This is a genomic window from Streptococcus cristatus (assembly GCF_008369405.1).
GTDB classification, from domain to species: domain Bacteria; phylum Bacillota; class Bacilli; order Lactobacillales; family Streptococcaceae; genus Streptococcus; species Streptococcus cristatus_G.
This window is the reverse complement of record NZ_VSJJ01000009.1, coordinates 66,423-89,564: the sequence shown is the minus strand read 5'-3', so window position 1 is coordinate 89,564 and position 23,142 is coordinate 66,423. Positions and strand designations below refer to the sequence as shown.

At 42.8% G+C, this 23,142-nt stretch carries 20 protein-coding genes, 2 pseudogenes and 1 riboswitch; of the genes and pseudogenes, 18 read left to right on the top strand and 4 right to left on the bottom strand.

Annotated elements, in window-relative coordinates:
* Positions 1 to 163: 163 nt before the first annotated feature.
* The 3 genes from FXF62_RS08730 to FXF62_RS08720 all read left to right on the top strand — a co-directional run bounded on the left by FXF62_RS08730 (position 164) and on the right by FXF62_RS08720 (position 3,913).
* Entirely contained in the window at positions 164 to 1,627 is a 1,464-nt protein-coding gene (locus FXF62_RS08730; RefSeq protein WP_149518442.1) for a flotillin family protein, read from the top strand.
* A gap of 162 nt (positions 1,628 to 1,789) precedes the next feature.
* A complete protein-coding gene (gndA, locus tag FXF62_RS08725) occupies positions 1,790 to 3,214 on the top strand; it encodes an NADP-dependent phosphogluconate dehydrogenase (protein ID WP_149518441.1) in 1,425 nt (474 codons plus the stop codon).
* Positions 3,215 to 3,223: 9 nt separating this feature from the next.
* Positions 3,224 to 3,913 carry a response regulator transcription factor gene (locus FXF62_RS08720; protein ID WP_149518440.1) on the top strand — a complete coding sequence of 230 codons (690 nt, stop codon included), beginning with the start codon at positions 3,224 to 3,226 and terminating at the stop codon, positions 3,911 to 3,913.
* Between the two features lie 236 nt (positions 3,914 to 4,149).
* Here FXF62_RS08720 and FXF62_RS08710 read toward each other — a convergent pair whose 3' ends face one another.
* Entirely contained in the window at positions 4,150 to 4,632 is a 483-nt protein-coding gene (locus tag FXF62_RS08710) for an S-ribosylhomocysteine lyase (protein WP_005590897.1), read from the bottom strand.
* Positions 4,633 to 4,908: 276 nt separating this feature from the next.
* Here FXF62_RS08710 and FXF62_RS08700 point away from each other — a divergent pair, with 276 nt between their 5' ends.
* The 6 genes and pseudogenes from FXF62_RS08700 to FXF62_RS10920 form a co-directional block, all read left to right on the top strand.
* The gene (locus FXF62_RS08700; RefSeq protein ID WP_149518438.1) at positions 4,909 to 6,522 is read left to right on the top strand and encodes a ribonuclease Y; all 1,614 of its coding nucleotides are present in this window, start codon (positions 4,909 to 4,911) and stop codon (positions 6,520 to 6,522) included.
* 108 nt (positions 6,523 to 6,630) lie between these two features.
* A pseudogene (locus FXF62_RS08695) lies at positions 6,631 to 6,732 on the top strand (SAM-dependent methyltransferase); the annotation flags it as partial.
* Positions 6,733 to 6,971: 239 nt separating this feature from the next.
* Complete coding sequence (locus tag FXF62_RS08690; RefSeq protein ID WP_149518437.1) at positions 6,972 to 7,568, top strand: TetR/AcrR family transcriptional regulator; 597 nt, start codon at positions 6,972 to 6,974, stop codon at positions 7,566 to 7,568.
* The gene (locus tag FXF62_RS08685) at positions 7,568 to 8,521 is read left to right on the top strand and encodes an ABC transporter ATP-binding protein (RefSeq protein WP_149518436.1); all 954 of its coding nucleotides are present in this window, start codon (positions 7,568 to 7,570) and stop codon (positions 8,519 to 8,521) included. The genes FXF62_RS08690 and FXF62_RS08685 overlap by 1 nt, the downstream gene beginning before the upstream one ends.
* Positions 8,508 to 9,284, top strand: a complete 777-nt coding sequence (locus tag FXF62_RS08680; RefSeq protein ID WP_149518435.1) for an ABC transporter permease — start codon at positions 8,508 to 8,510, stop codon at positions 9,282 to 9,284. Before FXF62_RS08685 ends, FXF62_RS08680 begins: the two co-directional genes overlap by 14 nt.
* 95 nt (positions 9,285 to 9,379) lie before the next feature.
* A pseudogene (locus FXF62_RS10920) lies at positions 9,380 to 9,545 on the top strand (IS200/IS605 family transposase); the annotation flags it as partial.
* A 190-nt stretch (positions 9,546 to 9,735) separates the two neighbouring features.
* Here FXF62_RS10920 and FXF62_RS08670 read toward each other — a convergent pair.
* Positions 9,736 to 11,175: a TrkH family potassium uptake protein gene (locus FXF62_RS08670; RefSeq protein WP_149518434.1), complete on the bottom strand. Its 1,440-nt coding sequence runs from the start codon at positions 11,173 to 11,175 to the stop codon at positions 9,736 to 9,738.
* A 4-nt stretch (positions 11,176 to 11,179) separates the two neighbouring features.
* A complete protein-coding gene (trkA, locus tag FXF62_RS08665) occupies positions 11,180 to 12,529 on the bottom strand; it encodes a Trk system potassium transporter TrkA (RefSeq protein WP_149518433.1) in 1,350 nt (449 codons plus the stop codon).
* A gap of 305 nt (positions 12,530 to 12,834) precedes the next feature.
* Between trkA and FXF62_RS08660 the strand changes: the two genes are divergently transcribed.
* From FXF62_RS08660 to FXF62_RS08615, 9 genes are all read left to right on the top strand, one after another.
* Positions 12,835 to 13,344: a tRNA (cytidine(34)-2'-O)-methyltransferase gene (locus tag FXF62_RS08660; RefSeq protein WP_187984259.1), complete on the top strand. Its 510-nt coding sequence runs from the start codon at positions 12,835 to 12,837 to the stop codon at positions 13,342 to 13,344.
* Between the two features lie 57 nt (positions 13,345 to 13,401).
* Positions 13,402 to 14,325: a hypothetical protein gene (locus FXF62_RS08655; RefSeq protein WP_149518431.1), complete on the top strand. Its 924-nt coding sequence runs from the start codon at positions 13,402 to 13,404 to the stop codon at positions 14,323 to 14,325.
* A gap of 103 nt (positions 14,326 to 14,428) precedes the next feature.
* A riboswitch (FMN riboswitch) is annotated at positions 14,429 to 14,647 on the top strand.
* A gap of 144 nt (positions 14,648 to 14,791) precedes the next feature.
* Positions 14,792 to 15,349 (top strand): ECF transporter S component, encoded by a 558-nt coding sequence (locus FXF62_RS08650; RefSeq protein ID WP_149518430.1) that lies wholly within the window; start codon positions 14,792 to 14,794, stop codon positions 15,347 to 15,349.
* On the top strand, positions 15,339 to 15,989 hold the full coding sequence (locus FXF62_RS08645) for a phosphatase PAP2 family protein (RefSeq protein ID WP_149518429.1): 651 nt from the start codon (positions 15,339 to 15,341) through the stop codon (positions 15,987 to 15,989). Before FXF62_RS08650 ends, FXF62_RS08645 begins: the two co-directional genes overlap by 11 nt.
* 262 nt (positions 15,990 to 16,251) lie before the next feature.
* On the top strand, positions 16,252 to 16,560 hold the full coding sequence (locus FXF62_RS08635) for an MGMT family protein (protein ID WP_149518428.1): 309 nt from the start codon (positions 16,252 to 16,254) through the stop codon (positions 16,558 to 16,560).
* Positions 16,561 to 16,619: 59 nt separating this feature from the next.
* A complete protein-coding gene (locus tag FXF62_RS08630) occupies positions 16,620 to 17,567 on the top strand; it encodes a TIGR01212 family radical SAM protein (protein WP_053794902.1) in 948 nt (315 codons plus the stop codon).
* Positions 17,561 to 18,109: a tRNA (mnm(5)s(2)U34)-methyltransferase gene (locus FXF62_RS08625; protein WP_149518427.1), complete on the top strand. Its 549-nt coding sequence runs from the start codon at positions 17,561 to 17,563 to the stop codon at positions 18,107 to 18,109. Before FXF62_RS08630 ends, FXF62_RS08625 begins: the two co-directional genes overlap by 7 nt.
* A 48-nt stretch (positions 18,110 to 18,157) precedes the next feature.
* A complete protein-coding gene (locus FXF62_RS08620; RefSeq protein WP_149518426.1) occupies positions 18,158 to 18,412 on the top strand; it encodes a hypothetical protein in 255 nt (84 codons plus the stop codon).
* Positions 18,413 to 18,424: 12 nt separating this feature from the next.
* On the top strand, positions 18,425 to 20,479 hold the full coding sequence (locus FXF62_RS08615; RefSeq protein WP_149518425.1) for a cation:proton antiporter: 2,055 nt from the start codon (positions 18,425 to 18,427) through the stop codon (positions 20,477 to 20,479).
* 179 nt (positions 20,480 to 20,658) lie between these two features.
* Here the strand turns inward: FXF62_RS08615 and FXF62_RS08610 are convergent, their stop codons facing one another.
* Positions 20,659 to 22,932, bottom strand: coding sequence for an ATP-dependent Clp protease ATP-binding subunit (locus tag FXF62_RS08610; RefSeq protein WP_149518424.1), 2,274 nt, complete (start codon positions 22,930 to 22,932; stop codon positions 20,659 to 20,661).
* Positions 22,933 to 23,142 lie beyond the last annotated feature (210 nt).

Sequence of the window (23,142 nt, the reverse complement as noted above, 5' to 3'; positions counted from 1 at the left end):
CCTCGATAAATGGGGAGCTATCTTTTTGTTTGAAGGGGATTTTGGAAGTTGAATAGGATTAGCAGTAAAAGTTTTGCAAACTGTTAATTTTTTGATATACTAACTAAAAATATATTTGGGCAATGCCTTCGTCTATTGCTCTGGAAAAAGAAAGGAAGTTTCTATGGATATGTTATTTATCCCAGGCTGGTTGATTTTTGCAATCGTTGCAGCCATCTTGCTTATTATTCTTTTGGCTAAGGGGTATGTCAATGCTAGGCCAAATGAAGTAGTCGTTATTACTGGTCTGCGTAAGCAGCGTCATTTAAGAGGTAAGGCTGGCTTCATGATTCCTTTTGTAGAGCAGCGCTCTTATCTGGATATTGAGCAGTTTTCTACCGACGTCCGTACTTCTGAGTCTGTGCCAACACTAGATTTTATCAACGTTCGTGCCGATGCGGCTGTTAAGCTGAAGATTGGTACTACGGATGAAATGATTGAGCGTGCGGCAGAAAACTTCCTTAATTGGAATACCACTGATATTTCCAACTCTGTCCAAGATGTCCTCGAAGGAAACCTTCGTGAAGTAATCGGTCAGATGGAACTGCGCAAGATGGTCAATGACCGTCAGGAATTTGCTTCTAAAGTGCAAGATAACGTAGCACCAGATTTGGCTAAGATGGGTCTGGAAGTCATTGCCTTTACCGTTCAATCCTTCTCTGATGAAGGTGGCGTGATTGACAATCTCGGTATCGAAAATGTCGAAACGATCAAGAAAGACGCTTTGATTGCCAAAGCTAAGGCTGAACGTGAGCGTAAGGAAGTTGAGGCTGAGCAGGACAAGTTGGCTAACGACAAGCGCGTGGCTGCTGACTTGGAAATTGCTCAAAAGCAAAATGAACTCAAACTGAAACAAGCTGCCCTCAAGCAGGAAGCAGATATTGCGCAAGCTAAAGCGGACGCGGCCAAAGGGATTGAAGCTGAAATCCAGCGTCGTGAACAAGAACGTGTGGCCGCAGAAGCCAACATCATGAAGCAGGAAAAAGAAGCTGAAGTCAAAGAACGGGAAGTTAAGGTTCGTGAGCAGGAATTGGATGCCAATATCCGCAAGCAAGCCGAAGCTGAAAAATATGCCCGTCAACAGGCTGCAGAAGCCCAATTGATTGAACGTCAGCGTCAGGCCGAAGCGGAACTCTTTGAAACGCAGAAAGAAGCGGAAGCCCGCAAGGCTCAAGCTGAGGCTGAAAAATTTGCGCAACTGCAAGAAGCTGAAGCTATTGAAGCTAAGGGACGTGCGGAGGCGGAAGCTATTCGTCTTAAACTAGAAGCGGAAGCAGAAGGTTTGGACAAGAAAGCCGAAGCCATGAAGAAGATGCAGGAAGCTGCGATTACGGAAATGATTGTCGATAAATTGCCAGAAATCGCTCGCGCGGTAGCAGAGCCATTGACCAAGGTAGATAAGATTACCATGTATGGTGAAGGCAATGCTTCTAAAATGGTCGGCGACATCATGCAGAGCATTGACCAAGTTTCTCAAGGGGCAGGCTTTGACATACGTCAACTTCTAGCTGGAGCACTTGGCGTCAATATGACTGTCAACAAGCTCAAACAAGATGAACAAGCGGTCATCGAAGTTGATGAGAAATAAATCTAAATGTGTCTAAAATATACAAACAGCTGGGAGTCGGAACTTCTGGCTGTTTGTTTGTCCTCCCTCAGAAAAGCATTTCAATCAGCTAAATACTTTTCATTACCTTGTAAAAATGTTAAAATATAACAAATTAAACAACTATGACTATAGGAGTAGAAAATGACTAAAGCAAACTTTGGTGTTGTTGGTATGGCCGTAATGGGTCGTAACTTGGCTCTCAATATTGAATCTCGTGGCTATACTGTTGCCATCTATAACCGTTCAGCAAATAAAACGGAAGATGTAATCGCTTGTCACCCTGAAAAGAAATTCGTGCCTAGCTACGATGTAGAGTCTTTCGTTCAATCTATCGAAAAACCTCGCCGTATCATGCTTATGGTTCAAGCAGGACCTGGTACAGACGCAACCATCCAAGCCCTTCTTCCACACCTTGACAAGGGCGATATCTTGATTGACGGAGGAAATACTTTCTATAAAGATACGATCCGTCGTAATGAAGAATTGGCAAACTCTGGTATCAACTTTATCGGTACAGGGGTTTCTGGTGGTGAAAAAGGTGCCCTTGAAGGACCTTCTATCATGCCTGGTGGACAAAAAGAAGCCTACGAATTGGTAGCTGATGTTCTCGAAGAAATCTCAGCTAAAGCACCTGAAGATGGAAAACCATGTGTGACTTACATCGGTCCTGATGGAGCTGGTCACTATGTGAAGATGGTCCACAACGGTATCGAGTATGGTGATATGCAATTGATCGCAGAAAGCTATGACCTCATGCAACACTTGCTTGGCCTTTCTGCAGAAGATATGGCTGAAATCTTTACTGAGTGGAACAAGGGTGAATTGGACAGCTACTTGATCCAAATCACAGCTGATATCTTGAGCCGCAAAGACGATGAAGGTCAAGAAGGACCAATCGTAGACTACATCCTTGATGCTGCAGGAAACAAAGGAACTGGTAAGTGGACGAGTCAATCAGCACTTGATCTCGGTGTTCCATTGTCACTCATTACTGAGTCAGTATTCGCACGCTACATCTCTACTTATAAAGAAGAGCGTGTACATGCTAGCAAGGTACTTCCTAAACCAGCTGCCTTCAAGTTTGAAGGCGACAAGGCTGAATTGATCGAAAAGATTCGCCAAGCACTATACTTCTCAAAGATTATTTCATACGCACAAGGTTTTGCTCAATTGCGTGTAGCTTCCAAAGAAAACAACTGGAACTTGCCATTTGCGGACATCGCATCTATCTGGCGTGATGGCTGTATCATCCGTTCTCGTTTCTTGCAAAAGATCACAGATGCCTACAACCGTGATGCAGACCTTGCTAACCTTCTCTTGGATGAGTACTTCTTGGATGTTACTGCTAAATACCAACAAGCAGTTCGTGATATCGTAGCTCTTGCTGTTCAAGCTGGTGTACCAGTACCAACCTTCTCAGCTGCCATTACTTACTTTGACAGCTACCGTTCAGCGGATCTCCCAGCTAACTTGATTCAAGCACAACGTGACTACTTTGGTGCCCACACTTACCAACGTAAAGACAAAGAAGGAACCTTCCACTACTCTTGGTATGACGAAAAATAGGATAGGCCTATGGCAAAGCGAATTTTATTAGTAGAAAATGAAAAGAATCTTGCACGATTTGTGACTTTGGAACTGCAAAAGGAAGCTTATCTTCTGGATGTAGTTGAGACAGGAAGTCAAGGTTTGGCGTTGGCCAGAGAAAATGACTACGATCTGCTCTTGCTTAATTATGACTTGCAGGATATGACTGCTAGTGAATTTGCCAAGCAACTAAGCTTACTCAAACCGGCTTCGGTTATTATCGTCTTAGCTAGCCGTGAAGAAATCAAAGAACATGCAGATGAGATTCAGCGCTTTGCAGTCTCCTATACCATAAAGCCTTTTATTATCAGTGATTTGGTTGAGAAAGTCTCCGATATTTTTCGAGGTCGGGACTTTATTGACCAGCATTGTAGCAAGCTGAAAACACCGACTGCTTACCGCAATCTACGAGTTGATTTGAAAAATCATATCGTCTATCGTGGAGAGGAAGTGATTGCCTTGACACGACGGGAATATGATCTACTAGTGACGCTGATGAGCAACCAAAAGGTCATGAGCCGTGAGCAGCTTCTGGAACGTGTCTGGAAGTATGAAGGTGCCACGGAGACTAATGTAGTAGACGTCTATATTCGTTACCTACGGAGTAAGATTGATGTTGCTGGACAGACCAGCTATATCAAAACTGTCCGTGGCATCGGCTATGCTATGCAGGAATAAAAAGAACAAGAGGCTGGGACAAAAGTCCTAGCCTCTCAATTGTCTTTGGATTGTCGAGCAAGACGCAGTGGTTGAGTGGGCTCTATTACGCTGATTCCATCAGCTTTTACAGCCCTACTCAACTGTGCGGAGGTGGGACGACGAAATCGAATTCTAACGAATTACCGATTTCTGTCCCACTCTCTGATTTTTTCATTTTTAGCGCAAATAATCTTGGGCAATTAAAATCCCTCTGCTTAGAGGACATGGCGCTCGAAAGCATTGTCAGAGATTCCTTGGCTGAGAATGAGTTTCGCCCATTCTTTGGCAGAAAAGAGACTGTGATCCTTGTAATTACCGCAAGATTCGATGGTGGTGCCAGGGACATCCTCCCAAGTAGTTGTCTCAGCGATTTCTTCTAAGCAAGATTTGATGACTTGGGCAATCTCGGTTGCTGAGTGCTGTCCCCACATAATCATATGGAAGCCTGTGCGGCAACCGAAAGGTGAGCAGTCAATCATACCGTCAATCCGCTTGCGAATAAGCATAGCCAGCAAATGCTCGATGGTATGCAGGCCAGCCGTCGGAATAGAGTCTTCATTTGGCTGCACCAAACGAATATCAAAGTTAGAGATAATATCTCCTTTAGGGCCAGTTTCTTCGCCGATGAGGCGAACATAGGGTGCTTTTACGATTGTATGGTCAAGCTCAAAACTTTCAACAATAACTTCTTTAGACATGATTTCTCCTTTAAAATTTTAAAATTGGAACCCAAAATCGAGTTCAAAATTAAAAGCGACATTTCAAACACTTCCTTTTGATTATAGCATAAAAAAATAAGAGTTAGGAAATAAAAAAATTTTATATATTAAATTCTTTGATTTAGCGCCTTTTTGACCAATAATAGGCAAAAAACGGTCTTCTTTTTCAAAAAATTGATTTGTGAATTTCTGCTATTTATGATAGAATAATAAGGAATTTTGAATTCAATAATTAAATAGATTTGGAGTAAAAACATGGGCTTATATACGATAGCTGCTTTTGTTTTTGCTGCCATCTTTGGTTTAGTGATTGGGTATGTAGGGATCTCGGTTAAGATGAAAACATCTAAAGAAGCCGCGGAACTTACTCTTTTAAATGCTGAACAAGAAGCAACCAATTTACGCGGTCAGGCAGAACGCGAAGCGGATTTGATTGTCAAAGAAGCGATGCGCGAAACCAGTTCGCTTAAAAAAGAAGCACTTTTGGAGGCAAAAGAAGAAGCCAGAAAATATCGTGAAGAGGTTGATGCAGAATTTAAGTCTGAGCGTCAAGAGTTAAAACAAATTGAAAGTCGCTTAACAGAGCGCGCAAGTAGTCTTGATCGCAAAGATGACAATTTAACCAACAAGGAAAAGACTTTGGAACACAAAGAACAAAGTCTTATTGATAAAGCTAAACACATTGATGCGCGTGAAGCACAAGTAGCTGAGCTAGAGCAGCAAAAAGAAGCTGAGCTTGAGCGGGTAGCATCCCTGACTCAGACGGAAGCGCGTGAGATTATCTTGACCAAGACCGAGGACAAGCTGTCCAAGGAAATCGCGACTCGTATTCGGGAAGCGGAGCAGGATATCAAAGAGCGCTCGGACAAGGTGGCCAAGGATATCTTGGTTCAAGCTATGCAGCGGATTGCTGGTGACTATGTGGCTGAGCAGACCAATTCAACGGTTCATCTGCCTGATGACAGCATGAAGGGACGGATTATCGGACGAGAGGGTCGTAATATCCGAACCTTTGAAAGCTTGACAGGGATTGATGTTATCATTGATGATACGCCTGAGGTGGTTACTCTTTCAGGTTTTGATCCAGTTCGCCGTGAGATTGCTCGGATGACTATGGAAGCTCTTCTCAAGGATGGTCGGATTCATCCAGCTCGCATCGAGGAATTGGTCGAAAAGAATCGCTTAGAGATTGATAACCGTATTCGAGAGTATGGTGAAGCCGCAGCCTATGAAATCGGAGCGCCAAACTTGCATCCTGATTTGATGAAAATCATGGGTCGCCTGCAGTTCCGTACTTCCTACGGGCAGAATGTTCTTCGCCACTCGATTGAGGTTGCCAAATTGGCTGGAGTTATCGCCGGAGAGTTGGGTGAAAATGTGAACTTGGCTCGCCGTGCTGGTTTCCTCCATGATATTGGGAAGGCTATCGACCGAGAAGTAGAAGGTAGCCACGTGGAAATCGGAACAGAGTTGGCTCGTAAGTATAAGGAACATCCAGTTGTTATCAATACCATTGCTAGCCACCACGGTGATGTAGAAGCTGAGAGCGTCATTGCCGTCATCGTTGCAGCAGCGGATGCCCTGAGTGCAGCTCGTCCAGGAGCTCGTAGTGAGTCGCTGGAAAGCTACATCAAGCGATTGCATGATTTGGAAGAAATTGCGAACAGCTTTGAAGGAGTTAAGACTAGCTTTGCCCTTCAAGCAGGTCGTGAAATCCGGATCATGGTCAGTCCAGAGAAAATCAAGGATGATAAGATTACAATCTTGGCGCATGATGTGCGTGAAAAGATTGAAAATAACTTGGAATATCCAGGAAATATCAAGGTCACAGTTATTCGCGAAATGCGAGCAGTTGATTATGCTAAATAAAAAGGTTGAGACATTTGTCTCGACCTTTTTGTTTGTTTTAAATGAAGTAATAAACCGCTATTGTTTGGCAGAAGCTGGCTTGAACAATGCTCAGCTAATCTTGATTATCTGCCTCAACAGGACTTCACCCTTGCCCTCTACAAGACCATCAATCAGATTAACGACCCGCCTTTCTTGGTCATGATTGAGAAATTGAGAGAAGGAACTTGAGATACAATAAGGATACAGAGAGGAAAGCCAGATAATAGGAGCTTGCAGTACTGTATCCTTATTTTTTAAATCGTGCAAATCAAATAAGTAGCTCTAAAAGAAGAGAATTAAGGTGTTTGTTAATTTAAAGTCTTATATTTTCTTACAAAGAAGATATAAGACTTTTGACATTTTTCAGTTTATATGATAAGATATGACGGTAAAATCAAAAAACGTCACAGTGTTTTTAGGAGGAAGTTATGGCTACTGCTTTTACTGCTGAAGAGAAAGAAGTAATTAGAAAGAAATTACATAAAGTTGCAAAGGAATGCCTGCAAAGATATGGGGTTAAGAAAACCACAGTTGACCAGATGGCAGCAATGGTAGATATTTCTAAAGGTTCTTTTTATAATTTTTATTCTTCAAAGGAAATGTTATTTTTTGCGGTCTTAGAAGAATATCAAATAGATGTTATGGATCGCCTGACAGAACAATTAGATATGGAAGCCAAGATAGATACAAATCGTCTGGTAGAGTTACTTTATGATTTTTATCAAGATTTTCGCTATTCATTTGTGTATACCATATTTAAAAATCATGAAATGGAATTACTCCTAAGAAAATTACCAAAAGAGGTGATAACAAATCATCATCTGATAGATGATAGGATGGTTAAAAAAATTGTATCCCGAATCAACATTAGAGAAAATGTATCGGTAGAAATCGTCTCTGCTTTATTTAGAACGATTGCTATGACTATATTACACATCGAGGAAATCGGTGAAGAACAATTTGATACCATATTGAAGTTAGTCATACAAGGAATTGTTGAGCAAATTACTAAGGAGGATAGGTAATGGTGAAAGAAGCAATTAGAACCGCAAACCTTTCTAAAAGATATGGAACAAAAAATGTTGTCAACAACTTGAATATATCAATAAAAAGTGGTGAAATAGTAGGTTTTTTAGGACTGAATGGTGCAGGGAAAACAACGACGATGAGAATGATACTGGGATTGATAAAATCTACATCAGGGGAATGTTATATCCAAGGAAAAAAGTTAGATCTGAGTAATTTAGAACTTCGAAATGAAATAGGTTATATTATCGAGACGCCTTATTCTTATCCAGACTTAACTGTGAGAGAAAATTTAGAAATAGTTAGTAAATTAAGAGGGGTTAATAAAGATAATATTGACTGGGTAATTGAAAAATTAAAACTAAAGCAATATGAACATAAACAGGAGAAGCATCTTTCTTTAGGAAATGTTGCACGTTTAGGAATTGCAAAAGCGATTATTCATAAACCTAAAATCCTAATTCTTGATGAGCCAACAAATGGATTAGACACTTTTGGAGTTATTGAAGTGAGAGAACTATTAAAGGAATTGGCAAATAATCTAGGTACAACTGTTCTTATTTCAAGTCATAATCTGGAAGAAATATCTAAAATTGCTACTAGAATAGTCATTATACATGAGGGCAGACTTATAAGAGAAGTTGAAAGCAAAGAATTAGAGCAGTACTTAGAAAAGAAGTTACTAGTAAGTGGTTCTAATAATAAGGCCATGAAAGAAGTATTATCTAACCATGGCTATCAGGTGAACATTCAATCAGATACAGAAAATAATATCGATTTCTTAGAACTAATTGATAAAAAATCTGTGGAATATCCGGAAGAAATTGCTACATTGCTGGTTAATGCAGGTTATCCGCCCAAATCGCTGGCTGTTGAAAAAGAAGATTTAGAGCATTATTTCTTAAGAATACTGAATGACTATAATGGAGGTGTTTCGAATGAAAAAGCTTAGTTCCTGTATTTTAATTGAATGGAAAAAGTTAATAAAATCAAAACTTTCCATCGTAACTGCTTGTTCTATCTGTTTAGTTCCTTTTATTGTTGGGTTGTTTGCAACTATGATGAAATATCCAGAGAATTTCAAAAATCTTGGATTGATTTCTGCAAAAATGGAAATGATGAGGATAACAGACTGGTCGTCGTACTTAATGACCGTATCACAAGTCATTTCTGTTGGGGGATTGCTCATTTTTGGATTTACAGCATCTTGGGTTTTTGGTAGAGAATATTCTGATAAAACGATGATAGACCTATTAGCGCTCCCGATAAGAAGAGATACAATCGTATTATCCAAGTTTATCGTTATCGCTCTATGGAGCTATATTCTATCAATTTTTGCTCTTTTATTAGGATTATTAGCTGGTAATTTGATTGGACTTGAGAGTGGGAGCTTAACGGTGATTTTCAAAGGTATACTTACTTTTGTTCTTTGTACTACTCTTACGATCGTACTCTCTACTCCGGTGGCTTTTTTTGCTTGTTTAGGCCGAGGATATTTGTCTCCATTGGCATTTATTATTTTTACAATTATTTTTTCTCAACTTGGTTCTGCTCTTAACTTTGGAAGATACATTCCATGGGCGATCCCTGCACTTGCAAGTGGTATTGCAGGAAAAGCAACATTGAATTTTGGGAGCAGTGTCAGTTTATTTGGGGTAAGTATTCTAGGTCTTATCGCAACAATAGCTTGGTGGAGGTATGCTGATTACGATTAAAATGAAGTGATGAAAATGCTAATAACACGAAACTAAGTCTTATTCATTTCAATTCAAAATCCCCGCCTCCTGTTCAGATTGAAAAACAAGAGGGGTTCTATTATGACAATCGAAAGTTTTGGGCGAGAGGAGACTATGTAAGTACCGTGGGCCTAAATGAAAAGATAGTTTCTAAATATATACGCGATTGGGAAAAAATGCCCTTGTCTTTGATAAGTTAAGGTCAAAGCGTTCTCAGATGGCAGTTTTAGAACAAGATAAAAGCCCGTTTTTACGGGCATTAGTCAAGTAATCATAGCATTAACCTAAAAGAAGTTCAGCGAACGTCTTTAGACGTCGCTAGAGGGAAACGGCTTATAGCTGGTGTACAAGTCACCCGTTTTCATAGGTGGTTATAACTTGTTTTGAACTCGATGATAAAGCTAAGTATTATATTATAGCTATTTCCCTGCTATCTGTTAGACCAAGTTCTTGGTAGGAATAGAAGCAAGATTGGATAGATTTCTAAACGCCCTGCAATCATGGCAAGAGAGAGTAGGAATTTAGAAAATGGGCTATAGATAGAGAAGGTCTCGGTGGTTCCAATCATTGGTCCGATATTATTGACGCAGCTGATGACAGCACTGACAACGGTCATTAGATTGCTATTGTCCAGACTGATGATGAAAACCAAGACCGCAATAATCAACATATAGACTGTAAAATATTTAAGAACCTTGTGTTGGGTATCTTTATCCAAAACAGCGCCGTTGATATGCATGGTCAAAACACGGTTTGGCGAAAGTGTGGAGAGGATTTGGTTTTTAGCGATGCGGCCGATGATGATGGCACGAATAACCTTGAAACCACCAGCTGTGGAGCCAGCAGATCCTCCGAGACACATAAGGAAAAGCAGGATAATTTGTGAGAAGAGGGGCCATTGCACAGTGTCCCCATAGCCAAATCCTGTCGTAGTAATGATATTGGAAACTTGGAAAAATGAAATTTCTAAGCTTTTAGCAAATTCCCCGTAAATATGGAGAACATTGAAGCTAATCAAAATAGTGGCAGTGAGGACAATCCAGAGATAGCCTTTCAACTCCTCGTCATGAAAACAGGCCTTAAATCTTCGAATCAAGAGATAATAGTAGAGATTGAAGTTTACCCCAAAGGTCAGAACGCCGAAGCTGACAAGGTAGGTGATTAGAGAACTGTTGTAGTGGGCAATTCCGTCGTTAAAGACAGTGAAGCCTCCCGTACCAGCCGTTCCCATTGCGATGACGATACTATCAAAGAGTGGCATGCCGGCGAGGAAATAAAGAAAGGCAAAAAGGGCAAAGAGCGCTAGATAGATAATATAAAGAATCTGGGCGGTGTTTCTTAATTTCGACACAACCTTACCAAAGACTGGTCCAGGAACTTCTGCTTTCATGACCTCTAAGTGGCCATTTTTAGCATTGTCCATGATAGCTAAGGCAAAGACCAGCACCCCCATTCCTCCGATCAAGTGGGTAAAGCTACGCCAAAAGAGGAGAGAATGGGAAAGGACAGATACATCGTTTAAGATCGTAGCACCAGTAGTGGTAAAACCAGAGCTGACTTCAAAGAAAGCATCAATTAGATTTGGAATCTGACCAGAAAAGACAAAAGGCAGAGCGCCAAAGAAGGACCAGAGAATCCAGCAAAGGGCAACAATCAGAACCCCTTCCTTGGTGTAAATATGGACATCCTTGGGCTTAAAGGCTGAACCTAATCCACCTAAAATCACTAAAATGGACATTGTTGCGCCGATAGAAAGGAAGACCTCAAGATCTTCACGGTAGATAAGGGCAACGATTGTTGGAACCAACAAGAGGGCTGCTTCGATTAGCAGGAGTTTAGAGAGGAGGAAGCGAATCATAGATCTATTCATGGGACTACCTCTCTAACAAATCGTAAATCTTGTCAATATTTTGAATCAAGGTCGTAACAAGGATCTTATCTCCGACTTCTAAATAGTCATCTCCACTTGGGAAGATGGTTACACCCTGACGAATAATCGCTGCAATCAGGACCCCTTTCCTCAATCTGAGCTGAGAAAGAGGCTGCTCAATCATTTTGTTTCCTTCGTGGATCTGGAATTGGAGCGTTTCAATCTGGCCATTTGCCACATGGTGTAAGGCTTCTAGGCTAGAGAATTGCGCGTTATTCCGCCCGCGGATGAAGTGCATAATGGTATCAACTGCGATCCCTTTCGGCGTGACAATACTTGCGAAGTCTTGATTGTCAATAATCTCAAGCAGACTGGTCCGATTCACTTTGGTGATGTTTTTCTGAACTCCCAGGTTATTAAGGAACATGGAAGTGATGATGTTTTCTTCATCGACCCCTGTCAGTGTGGCGATCGCATCATAGTGCGCAGCTCTTTCCTCCAGTAGGATGTCTTTGGCTGTTCCATCTCCATTGACCACATAGAGTTCTGGAAATTCTTGGCTAAAGAACTCTGCTCGCTGGCGATTGATTTCGATGACCTTGAGCTCTATTTTGCTGTTTTTGAGAATGTTTAATAGATAATAGGCAATCTTGCCTGCTCCGATAATCATGAGGCTTTTGATGACTCTTGGTCGGATTTGATTGTGGAAACGGACAATCTCTGACCGATTTCCAGTTAGAAAGATTTTGTCAGATGGCTGCAAGGTGAAATCACCATCTGGGATACTGAGCTTGCCCTCTCTTTCAATAGCACAAATTATAACGTGGGGGAAATGCTTCCTAAATTGCGAGAGGTTCATTTGGCAGAGATGGCTTTCTGGCTTGATTTTAAAGTCCATCAGGGTCACTCGGCCATTGGCAAAATGCTCTAGGGACAGGGCATTAGGAAAATCAATGATATTGGCAATGTAACGAGCAGCGAGGAGCTCAGGATTGACTACCAGAGAGAAGCCCAGAATATTTTTTTCTTTAAAGTATGGGTTGGAATACTCAGGATTTCTCACGCGGACAATGGTTTCTTTGGCTCCCATTTTCTTTGCGAGAACGGCTGAAACCATGTTGACCTCATCATGCTCCGTCATGGCAATAAAAATGTCGCAGTGGGCAACATTTGCCTGCTCCAAGATTTTAAAATTTGCACCATTTCCAACGATGCCTATAATATCATAGCGTTTTGTAATATGATTTAGAACCGCTTCATTTTGTTCAATTAAAACGACATCATGCTTTTCAGCAACGAGTGAGCGACAAAGGGCGGCGCCGACCTTTCCGCTTCCGACGACGATAATTTTCATATTATTCCTCCCGAATATGTATCTATCATACCCTTTTTTATATAAAATTTCATCTATAAATCTCAATAAAGCCGTTTTTTACAAAATAGTAAGCTGTTTCAAAAGAAATCCTACAAAAATCTCACTTTTTGAAGTCGTTTTTATTGACTTGTCGGAAGAAAATGATATACTAGGAAGGTACCCTCATTGATTTACATCAAACCTGTTGTGATGTAAGTTAATGATGCCTTAACCACGCTGTTTGCTGAGCTTGACTCCGGGCAGTGTGGCTATTTTTTTATTCTAATGAAAATCAGGAAAAAATTATGTCTCAGCAAAATCATATCGTCCTTTTTGAACCACAAATTCCGCAGAATACAGGCAATATTGCTCGTACTTGCGCAGCGACCAATTCTCCCCTCCATATCATCAAGCCCATGGGCTTTCCCATTGACGACCGTAAAATGAAGCGGGCTGGACTGGACTATTGGGATAAGCTGGATATTAGCTTCTATGAGAGTCTGGATGACTTTATGAAGCAGATGGACGGACGACTCTATCTGATTTCTAAGTTTGCCGAGAAAGTCTACTCGGAAGAGAATTTTGCAGCAGAAGGGTCGCATTATTTCATGTTTGGTCGTGAGGACAAAGGCTTGCCAGAGGACTTTATGCGTCAGCATCCAGAAAAGGCCTTGCGCATTCCCATGAATGACCAGCATGTCCGCAGCTTAAATGTCTCTAATACAGTCTGCATGATTGTCTACGAAGCCTTGCGGCAGCAGAACTTTGCAGGACTAGACTTGGTGCATGAATACGAAGCGGATAAGTTGAAATAAAATGGGCTTGTCTCACCAGCTCAGGCTACAGGAAATTAGCCTAGAAAGTAGGTACATATGAAATGGATAAAACATAAGTGGGTCATCTGCACCCTCCTTCTAATCAGTATCTTTTCTGCAGTGCTCCTATACAACCATCTCACTGTTCAGAAGGACGAAGTCAAGTATAATGATTTTTCAACAAAAGTGGATAAAATTTTACTATTTGGAGATAAGCAACAGTATGTGGTTGGCCTGGACAAAGAAGGTCGCGAAAGTGGCGCAAGGCCTACTCAAAACTATCTGGTATCTCAGGAGCGTAGGGCGCAGGAACGTCTTGCCAATAATAGGCATCAGCTAGAGGGAGATTATTGGTATCTGATTCTACATGACTTGCGTACGAAGGATTTTAAGGAACGGAAGATTGATCTCTATAAGGAACTATATAGATATGATTATCAGCTCCAACCATGGGGGTGGGATCCTGTCTATTATAATGGAAAAGATTACGTGGCTGTGTTGGTATCTCTTAAAGAAGAACCTGATAGTCGCAATGGTCGATACCTATTTTTGGATTTAGAGACAGAGAAATTTCAGGAAGCTCCACAAGGTTTTGATGCCAAGACTTATATGGAGGAGATGGATATGGGGTTTGGTCCGACAAACCTCCAAGAAGCAATGGATCCTTACCATGCAGGTATAATATTTTGGCATCTCTCATTTTCTGGCTTTAATGATAAGGAGAAATTTCCGAAGACAGCTAATATCAATTTGTATCAGGAATATCCAGATATGATCGAATTAGTGCAGGAAGAAAAAATATTTAAAGTAAATTTGCGTAAGGGACAAAACACAAAAGAGTCTGTTTTTGAGGATATGCGTCATTGGTTTGCGCCAATCGGTCAGGATAAAATAGATGTTGTAGCTACCGATCCTAAAACAGGCGAGCAAACCCCCATCAACTCTTATCAAGAGATGGAAGCTTGGTGGGATCAGCATTAAGCCATAGGTAAAAAGTAGGTATATATGAAATTGATTCTATTGAACTATTTATGCTTACATCAATCAAAACGCTTGCAAGTGCAAGCGTTTTTTGTTATGATTAAAGGGTCTTCAGGGCAGGGTGAGATTCCCGACCGGCGGTAAGTTTGACTAGCTATTTTAGCTTTCTCGTCGTTGTCTTGTCTTGATATACTTTAAGTATTATCTTCGACTGCGACGCCTAGATAAATCTAAAATATCTTAGCCAAATAAGTCCGCGAGCGAAAGCTGATGTGGTGCGATTCCACAACCGACAGTATAGTCTGGATGGGAGAAGACGAAAGGCGTTATTGCCGGGCCGGTTGGTCGTTTTAATCTTATTTTAAGGGGTATTTTATATACTCTTATAAATTGTGAAAGGATTTTTCGGGCCTTGTGTTAACAGCCTTCCAGCTTCTCTAATTTTTATAAATTGGAGGAACCTGTTATGACAAATACGCGCAAAATGGCGATAGTAGCGGCTTTATCTGCACTATCTTTCCTGCTCATGTTCTATCAAATCCCTTTGGTAGCCGAGTTTCTAAAATTGGATTTTTCGATTATTCCGATTTTATTAGCCTTGGTTCTCTTGGATTTTAAGAGTTCTGTAGCAGTTCTGCTCATCCGCTCTGTTTTAAAATTGTCCTTAAATGGTCATGGAGTGGAAACCTTGATCGGTTTGCCGATTAATATTGTGGCGATTCTGGTCTATGTAATCTTCTTTGCTCTTTTCTGGGAAAAGAAGAGAGATTTGATGAGCTATCTGCTTGCATCATTCCTAGGAATTCTTTCCTTGACTGCAAGTATGCTGGTGCTGAATGCTTTTTATGCTATTCCGCTTTATGCTCGTTTTGCAAATTTTGATATCGGTCAGATGATTGGTGTAAGCAAGTACCTGCTGACCATGATTGTTCCCTTTAACCTATTAGAAGGAGTAATCTGGGCGGTGGCTTTCTGGCTGATTTACACGCTTTTGACGCCCGTTCTAAAACGCTATGAAAAATAGACAATCTTATCTAACAAAGGGCTCTTTTGCCCTTTTACTTTTCGTCATACTAGGCTACATGGTCAAGTTTTATCCAGAGCAGCTGACCAGCTTTGACACTCCGATTCAGACCTGGCTGCGGGGAGACTTGCCTGCAGCTTTGACGACATTTTTCAAACTAGTGACCAGTGTGATTGATCCGATGGGGATTATCATCTGGGTTTCTGCCCTTGTCCTATTTTTCCTTTATAAAAAATGGAAGCTAGAAGCTGCCTTGCTGGCGGGAAATCTGGTCTTACATGGGATTTTGATTAAGCTGATTAAGCTCCTTTACCAAAGAAGCCGCCCTAGTATCTTGCATTTGGTTGAAGAGGGTGGCTATTCTTTCCCGAGCGGACATGCCATGGCGACAGCTATTGTGGTGGGGACTTTGATGATTATCGTCCAGCAACGGATGCAGAATCAACAAATCAAACGTCTGGTACAGGGCTTGCTCTTGCTCTTTATCTTGACCATTATGGCATCCAGAGTCTATCTGGGCGTGCACTATCCGACGGATGTAATCGGAGGAGCCTTGATGGGCTTTGCCATTCTCAATATCGAGTTTCCCTTTTATGACAAGCTGCGCTTTCAGTGGCGCTTCAAGGGAAAGCAGAAATAAGCAGAAATAAATAGAGATGAGAAGAGGCTGGGACAAAAGTCCTAGCCTCTCAATTGTCTTTGGATTGTCTAGCAAGACGCAGTGGTTGAGTGGGCTCTACTAGGCTGATTTCATCAGCTTTTACAGCCCTACTCAACTGTGCGGAGGTGGGACGATGAAATCGAATTCTAACGAATTACCGATTTCTGTCCCACTCTCTGTTGTCTTGACAAAGGAGGCCTCTTTCTTTAAGATAGGAGCAAGTGAGATGGGGGAGATTAGCATGTCCGTTTTAAATCAAGAAATCATAAAGTCGGTTTTAGTTCTTGTGGATGAGATTCCTGCTGGGCGCGTGGCAACCTATGGCCAGATTGCTCGTTTGATTGGACGGCCTAAAAACGCCCGCTTGGTGGGAAAGATTCTCAGTCAGTCGGAGCTTTATGGCGGCAAGCATCCTTGCCATCGGGTGGTCAATGCGGTAGGGCGTCTCGCACCGGGCTGGGAAGAGCAAGCGCACTTGCTTTGGGCAGAGGGAGTGAACTTGAAGGCCAATGGCTGTGTGAATCTTAAGCATTATCAGTGGGAGCCATGATTTTCTTCTTTCTTGGTGAAAGAGGAAATTTTTGTTTCTAGGCTCCTTTTTGTGGTAGAATGGAAGGTATGAAATCTTACAATTCTTTGAATGATTATTATCGAAAACTTTTTGGAGAAAAGACTTTTAAGGTGCCTATTGATGCGGGCTTTGACTGTCCCAATCGGGATGGGACGGTGGCGCATGGAGGATGTACCTTCTGTACTGTTTCGGGCTCTGGTGACGCCATTGTGGCACCTGATGCCCCCATTCGCGAGCAGTTCTATAAGGAAATTGACTTTATGCACCGCAAGTGGCCAGATGTTCGAAAGTATCTGGTTTATTTCCAGAACTTTACCAATACTCACGAGAAGCTTGAAGTGATTCGCGAGCGTTATGAGCAGGCCATTAATGAGCCAGGTGTCGTTGGACTCAATATCGGGACTCGACCGGACTGTTTGCCTGACGAGACCATCGCCTACTTGGCTGACCTGTCCGAACGCATGCATGTGACCGTGGAGCTGGGGCTTCAGACCACCTACGAGGAGACTTCAGACCTTATCAACCGTGCTCATTCCTATGAGCTCTATGTGGAGACGGTTCAGCGAGTCCGTAAGCTGGCTCCCAAGGCGGAGATTGTCTCTCACTTGATTAACGGTCTGCCGGGTGAGACCCATGAGATGATGCTGGAGAATGTCCGCCGCTGTGTGACGGACAATGACATTCAGGGGATTAAGCTTCACCTGCTTCACTTGATGACCAATACCCGTATGCAGCGGGATTATCATGAGGGGCGGCTGCAGCTGCTCAGTCAGGAGGAGTATGTCTCCATCATCTGCGACCAACTGGAGATTATCCCCGAGCATATCGTCATCCACCGTATCACAGGCGATGCCCCGCGAGATATGCTGATTGGCCCTATGTGGAGCCTCAATAAATGGGAAGTGCTCAATGCCATTGAGGCAGAAATGCGCCGTCGTGGCAGCAAGCAAGGCTGTAAAGCAAAGGAGCAGAGATTCGTATGTTAAGACCTTTACAAATGGCTCATGCTTTTTTGGCTAAAGTCGTAACCAAGGAAGATACTGTGGTGGACGCTACTATGGGCAATGGGCATGACACCCTCTTTCTGGCTAAGTTGGCCAAGCAAGTCTATGCTTTTGACATTCAGGAGCAGGCCGTGGAAAAGACTCGCCAACGTTTGGCAGAAGCTGGCTTGGACAATGCCCAGCTAATCTTGGGTGGGCATGAGACTATGGACCAATACACGGACCATTTCAAGGCAGCTATTTTTAATCTTGGCTACCTGCCTTCGGCGGACAAGTCTGTCATTACCCGCCCCGATACGACGCTGGAAGCTTTGGAAAAGGTCTGCTGGGGCTTAGAAAAAGGCGGCCGCGCAGCTATCATGATTTACTACGGGCATGAAGGTGGCGAAGTTGAAAAAGATGCCGTGCTAGACTTCGTCAGTCAGCTGCCTCAGCAGGACTTCACCGTTGCCCTCTACAAGACCATCAATCAGATTAATAATCCGCCTTTTTTGGTTATGATTGAGAAATTAAAAGGAAAATAAGGATTCCAAGATTGCTAAAAACTTTCTGAGGAATCATTTGGAGAAAAAATGGACAAGCAATATTTGCATGAAAAATTGGCTGGCTTACGAAACAAATACGTCGAGTCTGCCAAGGAAGAAACGAATGATGGCTTTTTAGACGAGGCCAAAATGAATAAAAAAATGCTGCGAATCAAGAAAAAATTGGTGAATCTAGAGATGGAGCGCTGCCAAAAGATGATTGAGCACTGCGATCTATCCAAAATTGATCAAAAGATTTCGGAGCAAAAAGAATTGTTTAAAGAGTGCTGCCAGCAAAGATAAAGGAGGTTCAAAGTGGAAATCCTTCTCTACACGATTGTTTTTCTACTCCTGTTGGTTGTATCGAATGTGACCAACCGCTTGCTGCCCCAGCTTCCTCTACCTCTAGTGCAAATTGTGCTGGGAATTTCGCTTGGCTTTATCATTCCTCAGGAGAAATTTCACTTGGATACAGAGCTGTTTTTGGCCTTGGTAATCGGGCCCTTGCTCTTTCGAGAAGCTGAGGAAAGCAATGTTACCAGTATCCTCAAACATTGGAGAATCGTTTTATACTTGATTTTTGCAGTTATCTTTATTTCAACGGTCGGCTTGGGCTATCTGGCTCATCTTATCTGGGGAGCCTTGCCCTTGGCGGCCTGTGTTGCCGTAGGAGCAGCTCTGGGTCCGACAGACTTGGTTGCCTTTGCTTCTCTCTCAGAGCGTTTTTCCTTCCCCAAGCGGGTGGAAAATATCCTAAAAGGAGAAGGATTGCTCAATGATGCGTCTGGTCTAGTGGCTTTTCGTGTCGCCCTTCTGGCCTGGACCACAGGAAGTTTTTCCCTAGGAAAAGCTAGCATTTCTTTAGTTCTTTCAATTATCGGTGGTTTTGCCATCGGGATGCTCAGTGCTGGCCTCAATCGCTGGCTACATAAGCTCTTGATGAGTGCCCAAGTGTCAGATATTGCCAGTGAGCTCTTGCTGGAGCTGAGTCTACCCTTGGTTACCTTCTTTTTAGCAGAGGAAATCCATGTTTCAGGGATTATCGCAGTAGTCGTCGCTGGTATCTTTAAGGCCAGTCGCTTCAAGCGGATTACGCTTTTGGAAGCTCAGGTAGATTCGGTCACGGAGACCATCTGGAATACAGTTAATTTTATGCTTAATGGCTCGGTCTTTATCATTTTAGGAATGGAACTGGAAATGATTGCAGAGCCAATCTTAAAGAGCCCGATTTACGATAATCTCTTGCTGTTAGTAAGCATTGTTCTTTTGACTTTCCTGCTCTTTGCCCTTCGGTTTGTCATGTTGTTCACTTTTTACTTCATTCGAATTAGAAGATTGCACAAGAATTTTGGGAACTACCTGAAGGAAATGCTGCTGCTGACTTTTTCAGGTGTCAAAGGAACCGTCTCCATTGCCACCATTCTCTTGATTCCGAGTCAGCTTGAGCAGGCCTATCCTTTGCTGCTTTTCTTGGTGGCGGGTGTCACCTTTCTGAGCTTTATGACAGGCTTGCTCACTCTTCCGCATCTATCTGAGGAGAGAGAAGAGGAAGCCGAGCACCTGATGCACATTGCTATTTTAAATGAAGTGGTGGGTGAACTGGAAGCGAGTCTCAAGCAGGCTAAGGCTAAGGCACCTCTCTATGCGGCTATTGACAATTACCATGGCCGGATCGAAAATTTAATCCTTGAACAGGAAGATAAGGCCACTCAGCGAGACTTAGCAGCTCTAAAATTATTGATTTTGAGTATCGAAAATGATGGTCTGGAGCAAGCTTTTGAGGAAGGAAAAATCAGCGATCGCAGCTATCACATCTATCAGCGTTACCTGCAAAATATCGAGCAGGGAATCAATCGCAATCTGGCTTCTAGCTTTACCTATATGTTTCTTGTTACGCTGCGTGTATTGCGCATGTTGCTCCATGAAATCGTCACTCTTGGTGCCAGATGGCGTTCTTGGAGGCAAGGGGGAGCTAAGCGCTTGACTGCCGAGGACATGGAGGATATAGCAGAGCTTTACCTGTCCAATACCGAAGTCATTATCGAAAGCTTGGAACATCTAAAAGGAATCTACAAGCCCTCGCTGATTACATTCTTGCAGGAATCTCGACTAAGGGAAACAGAGATTATCGGCAGCGGTGCCTTCATCGAGCGGGTTATTACGCGTATCAAGCCTAACAACATCTCAGAAATGATGTGGGGCTACTATTTGGAGAGAAAAATCATCTTCGAATACGAGAAAAATAAATTGATCTCAAGCAGCTATGCCAAACGCCTGCGCCAAAATGTCAATAATTTAGAAAATTACTCACTGAAAGAAAGAGCTAATACCCTGCCCTACGACATGGTTAATTACGCTAGAGGACACTAAAAGCTAAGTCTATCCAGTGAGCTCCACAGGAGATGATAAGGAATACTTGGCTAGCTTGTTTTCTATATTTGCTGGTGAAGCGTCTTCTAAAAAATAAAATAAGAAGAGAACGGTATGCTTTGTCCGTTCTCTTCTTGCTTTATTTTTAAAAGGTTATTAAAATGCAGAACCAAAGTCAGTTAGTTTTGACTTTCATCGAGCTTGGTTTTTTCTGCTTCAGCCTTTTTGGCTGATTTGATGAGAATCTTGCCATTGCTGGTCATGATAGCTTTGAGATCTTTTTCGCTTGGATTTTCCAGATAGAAGTCAGTAATAGCATCTTCGATATGGTCTTGAATGGTGCGGCGCAGTGGGCGAGCTCCCATTTTCGGATCGTAGCCCAAATCAACTAGCTTTTCCTTGACTTTCTCTGTAACATCCAGATGAATGTCATTGGTTGCCAAGCGCTGGTTGACATCGTCCAGCATGAGGTTGACGATTTGCATGAGGTTGTCCTTGCTGAGTGGCTTAAATTCGATGATGCCGTCAAAGCGGTTCATGAACTCAGGACTGAAGAAGTTGCCCAATTCACCCAAGACGGAATTGGTGCGGCCTTCACGAGCTGCCCCAAAGCCAACGCTGGCTTCAGCTTTGCCCGTTCCGGCATTGGATGTCATAATGATAATGGTGTCCTTGAAGCTGACAGTCCGACCTTGACCATCGGTTAGGCGGCCATCATCCAGAACCTGCAGGAACATGTGCATAACGTCAGGATGGGCCTTTTCTACCTCGTCCAGTAGAATGAGCGAGTATGGATTGCGGCGGACGCGCTCAGTCAACTGGCCAGCCTCTTCATAGCCGACGTAGCCTGGAGGCGCACCAACCAGCTTGGCTACGCTATGCTTTTCCATGTATTCACTCATGTCAAAACGAATCATACTGTCAGCCGAGCCAAAGAGCTCAATGGCTAGTTGCTTAGAAAGCTCTGTCTTACCGACACCAGTTGGCCCGACAAAGAGGAAGCTTCCGATTGGACGATTAGGACTTCCTAGTCCGACCCGATTGCGGCGGATGGCCTTGGCAATCTTATCCACGGCATCATCTTGGCCGATGACGTGGGCTTTTAAGTCGCTGGCGAGATTGATCAGTTGAGACTGTTCTTTTTCCTTCAGGTCGCCGACTGGGATATTGGTCTTTTGCTCCACGATATGCTCAATTGTTTTCTCACTGATAATTGGAATATCCTTATCCAGCACGCTTGTTTTTTGGAGTTCCTTGTATTTGGCAATCTGGTCGCGGAAGTAAGCTGCTTTTTCAAAGTCTTCGTCACGGGTGGCCTGAGCCTTGAGATTTTCGGCCTCAATCAGACGTTGGTCAATGACCTTAGGATCAACAAAGTTGAGGGTCAGATTCATCTTAGAGCCTGCTTCGTCCAAGAGATCGATAGCCTTGTCTGGCAGGAAGCGGTCTTGGATGTAGCGGTTGGAGAGAAGCGCAGCTGCTTCAATAGCCGCATCTGTGTACTTGACGTGATGGTAGTCCTCGTATTTCTTTTGAATACCCTTGAGGATGGTAATCGTTTCCTCTACTGTCGGCTCGTCCACCTTAACTGGCTGCATGCGGCGCTCCAGTGCTGCGTCTTTCTCGATGATACGGTATTCATTGAGGGTGGTTGCTCCGACCATTTGGAGTTCGCCACGAGCCAGAGCTGGTTTAAGAATGTTTCCAGCGTCCATATTGCCATCGCCAGCTGAGCCTGCTCCGACAATTTCATGGATTTCATCGATAAATAGGATGATGTCTTCACGGGAGCGAATCTCGTCCATGAGCTTCTGCATCCGCTCTTCAAATTGGCCACGAATACCAGTTCCCTGTACCAAGCTGACTACGTCGAGACGGATAACTTCCTTGCCTTGTAGTTTATGAGGCACATCCCCATCCACAATCTTCTGGGCTAGGCCTTCGACCACGGCTGTTTTTCCGACACCAGGCTCTCCGATAAGGACAGGATTGTTCTTGGTGCGGCGGTTGAGGATTTCGATGACACGGGTAATCTCTTCGTCCCGACCGATGACAGGATCAATCTCTCCTTTACGAGCAATCTCAGTCACATTGATACCAAACTCTTCTAAGAGACCTTTCGGCTTTTGCGGAGCCTGTTGGCGCGGACCAGATCCACGGTTGGAATTGCCACCATAGCCACCGCTACCGTAGCCTCCTCCAGATTGAGTTGGCGGGATATTTGGATTTGGTTCTTGCAGTTGTTGGAAATTACCAAGGCTGTTAAAGAAATCATCAATAGGGTCAATTCCTTGGTTGTTAGCCTGAGTCAGTCCTCGAAAAAGACTATTGTTAGGGTCTGTTTTCATGATTTGATAGCAGTTTTGACAAAGGTCAATCTGCTGCTTATTTCCATTTACATTTGTATAGAGATGAATGGTTGATTCATTGATTTTACAATTTTGACAAAGCATATTCTACCTCTTTCTTTGGCCGTGAATCCACCTATTTTTAAATGGTCAAAAATAGTCAAAGTATTATAGTTTCATTATATCAGTATTCTTACACAATGCAAGAATTTACTACAAAATACTCCCTGAGACTGATTTTTTGAGAAATTATAGCGCGAAAAAGAGAAAAAAATGGTCTTTTACTGGTATTTCAGTTTCTTTTTATGGTAAAAT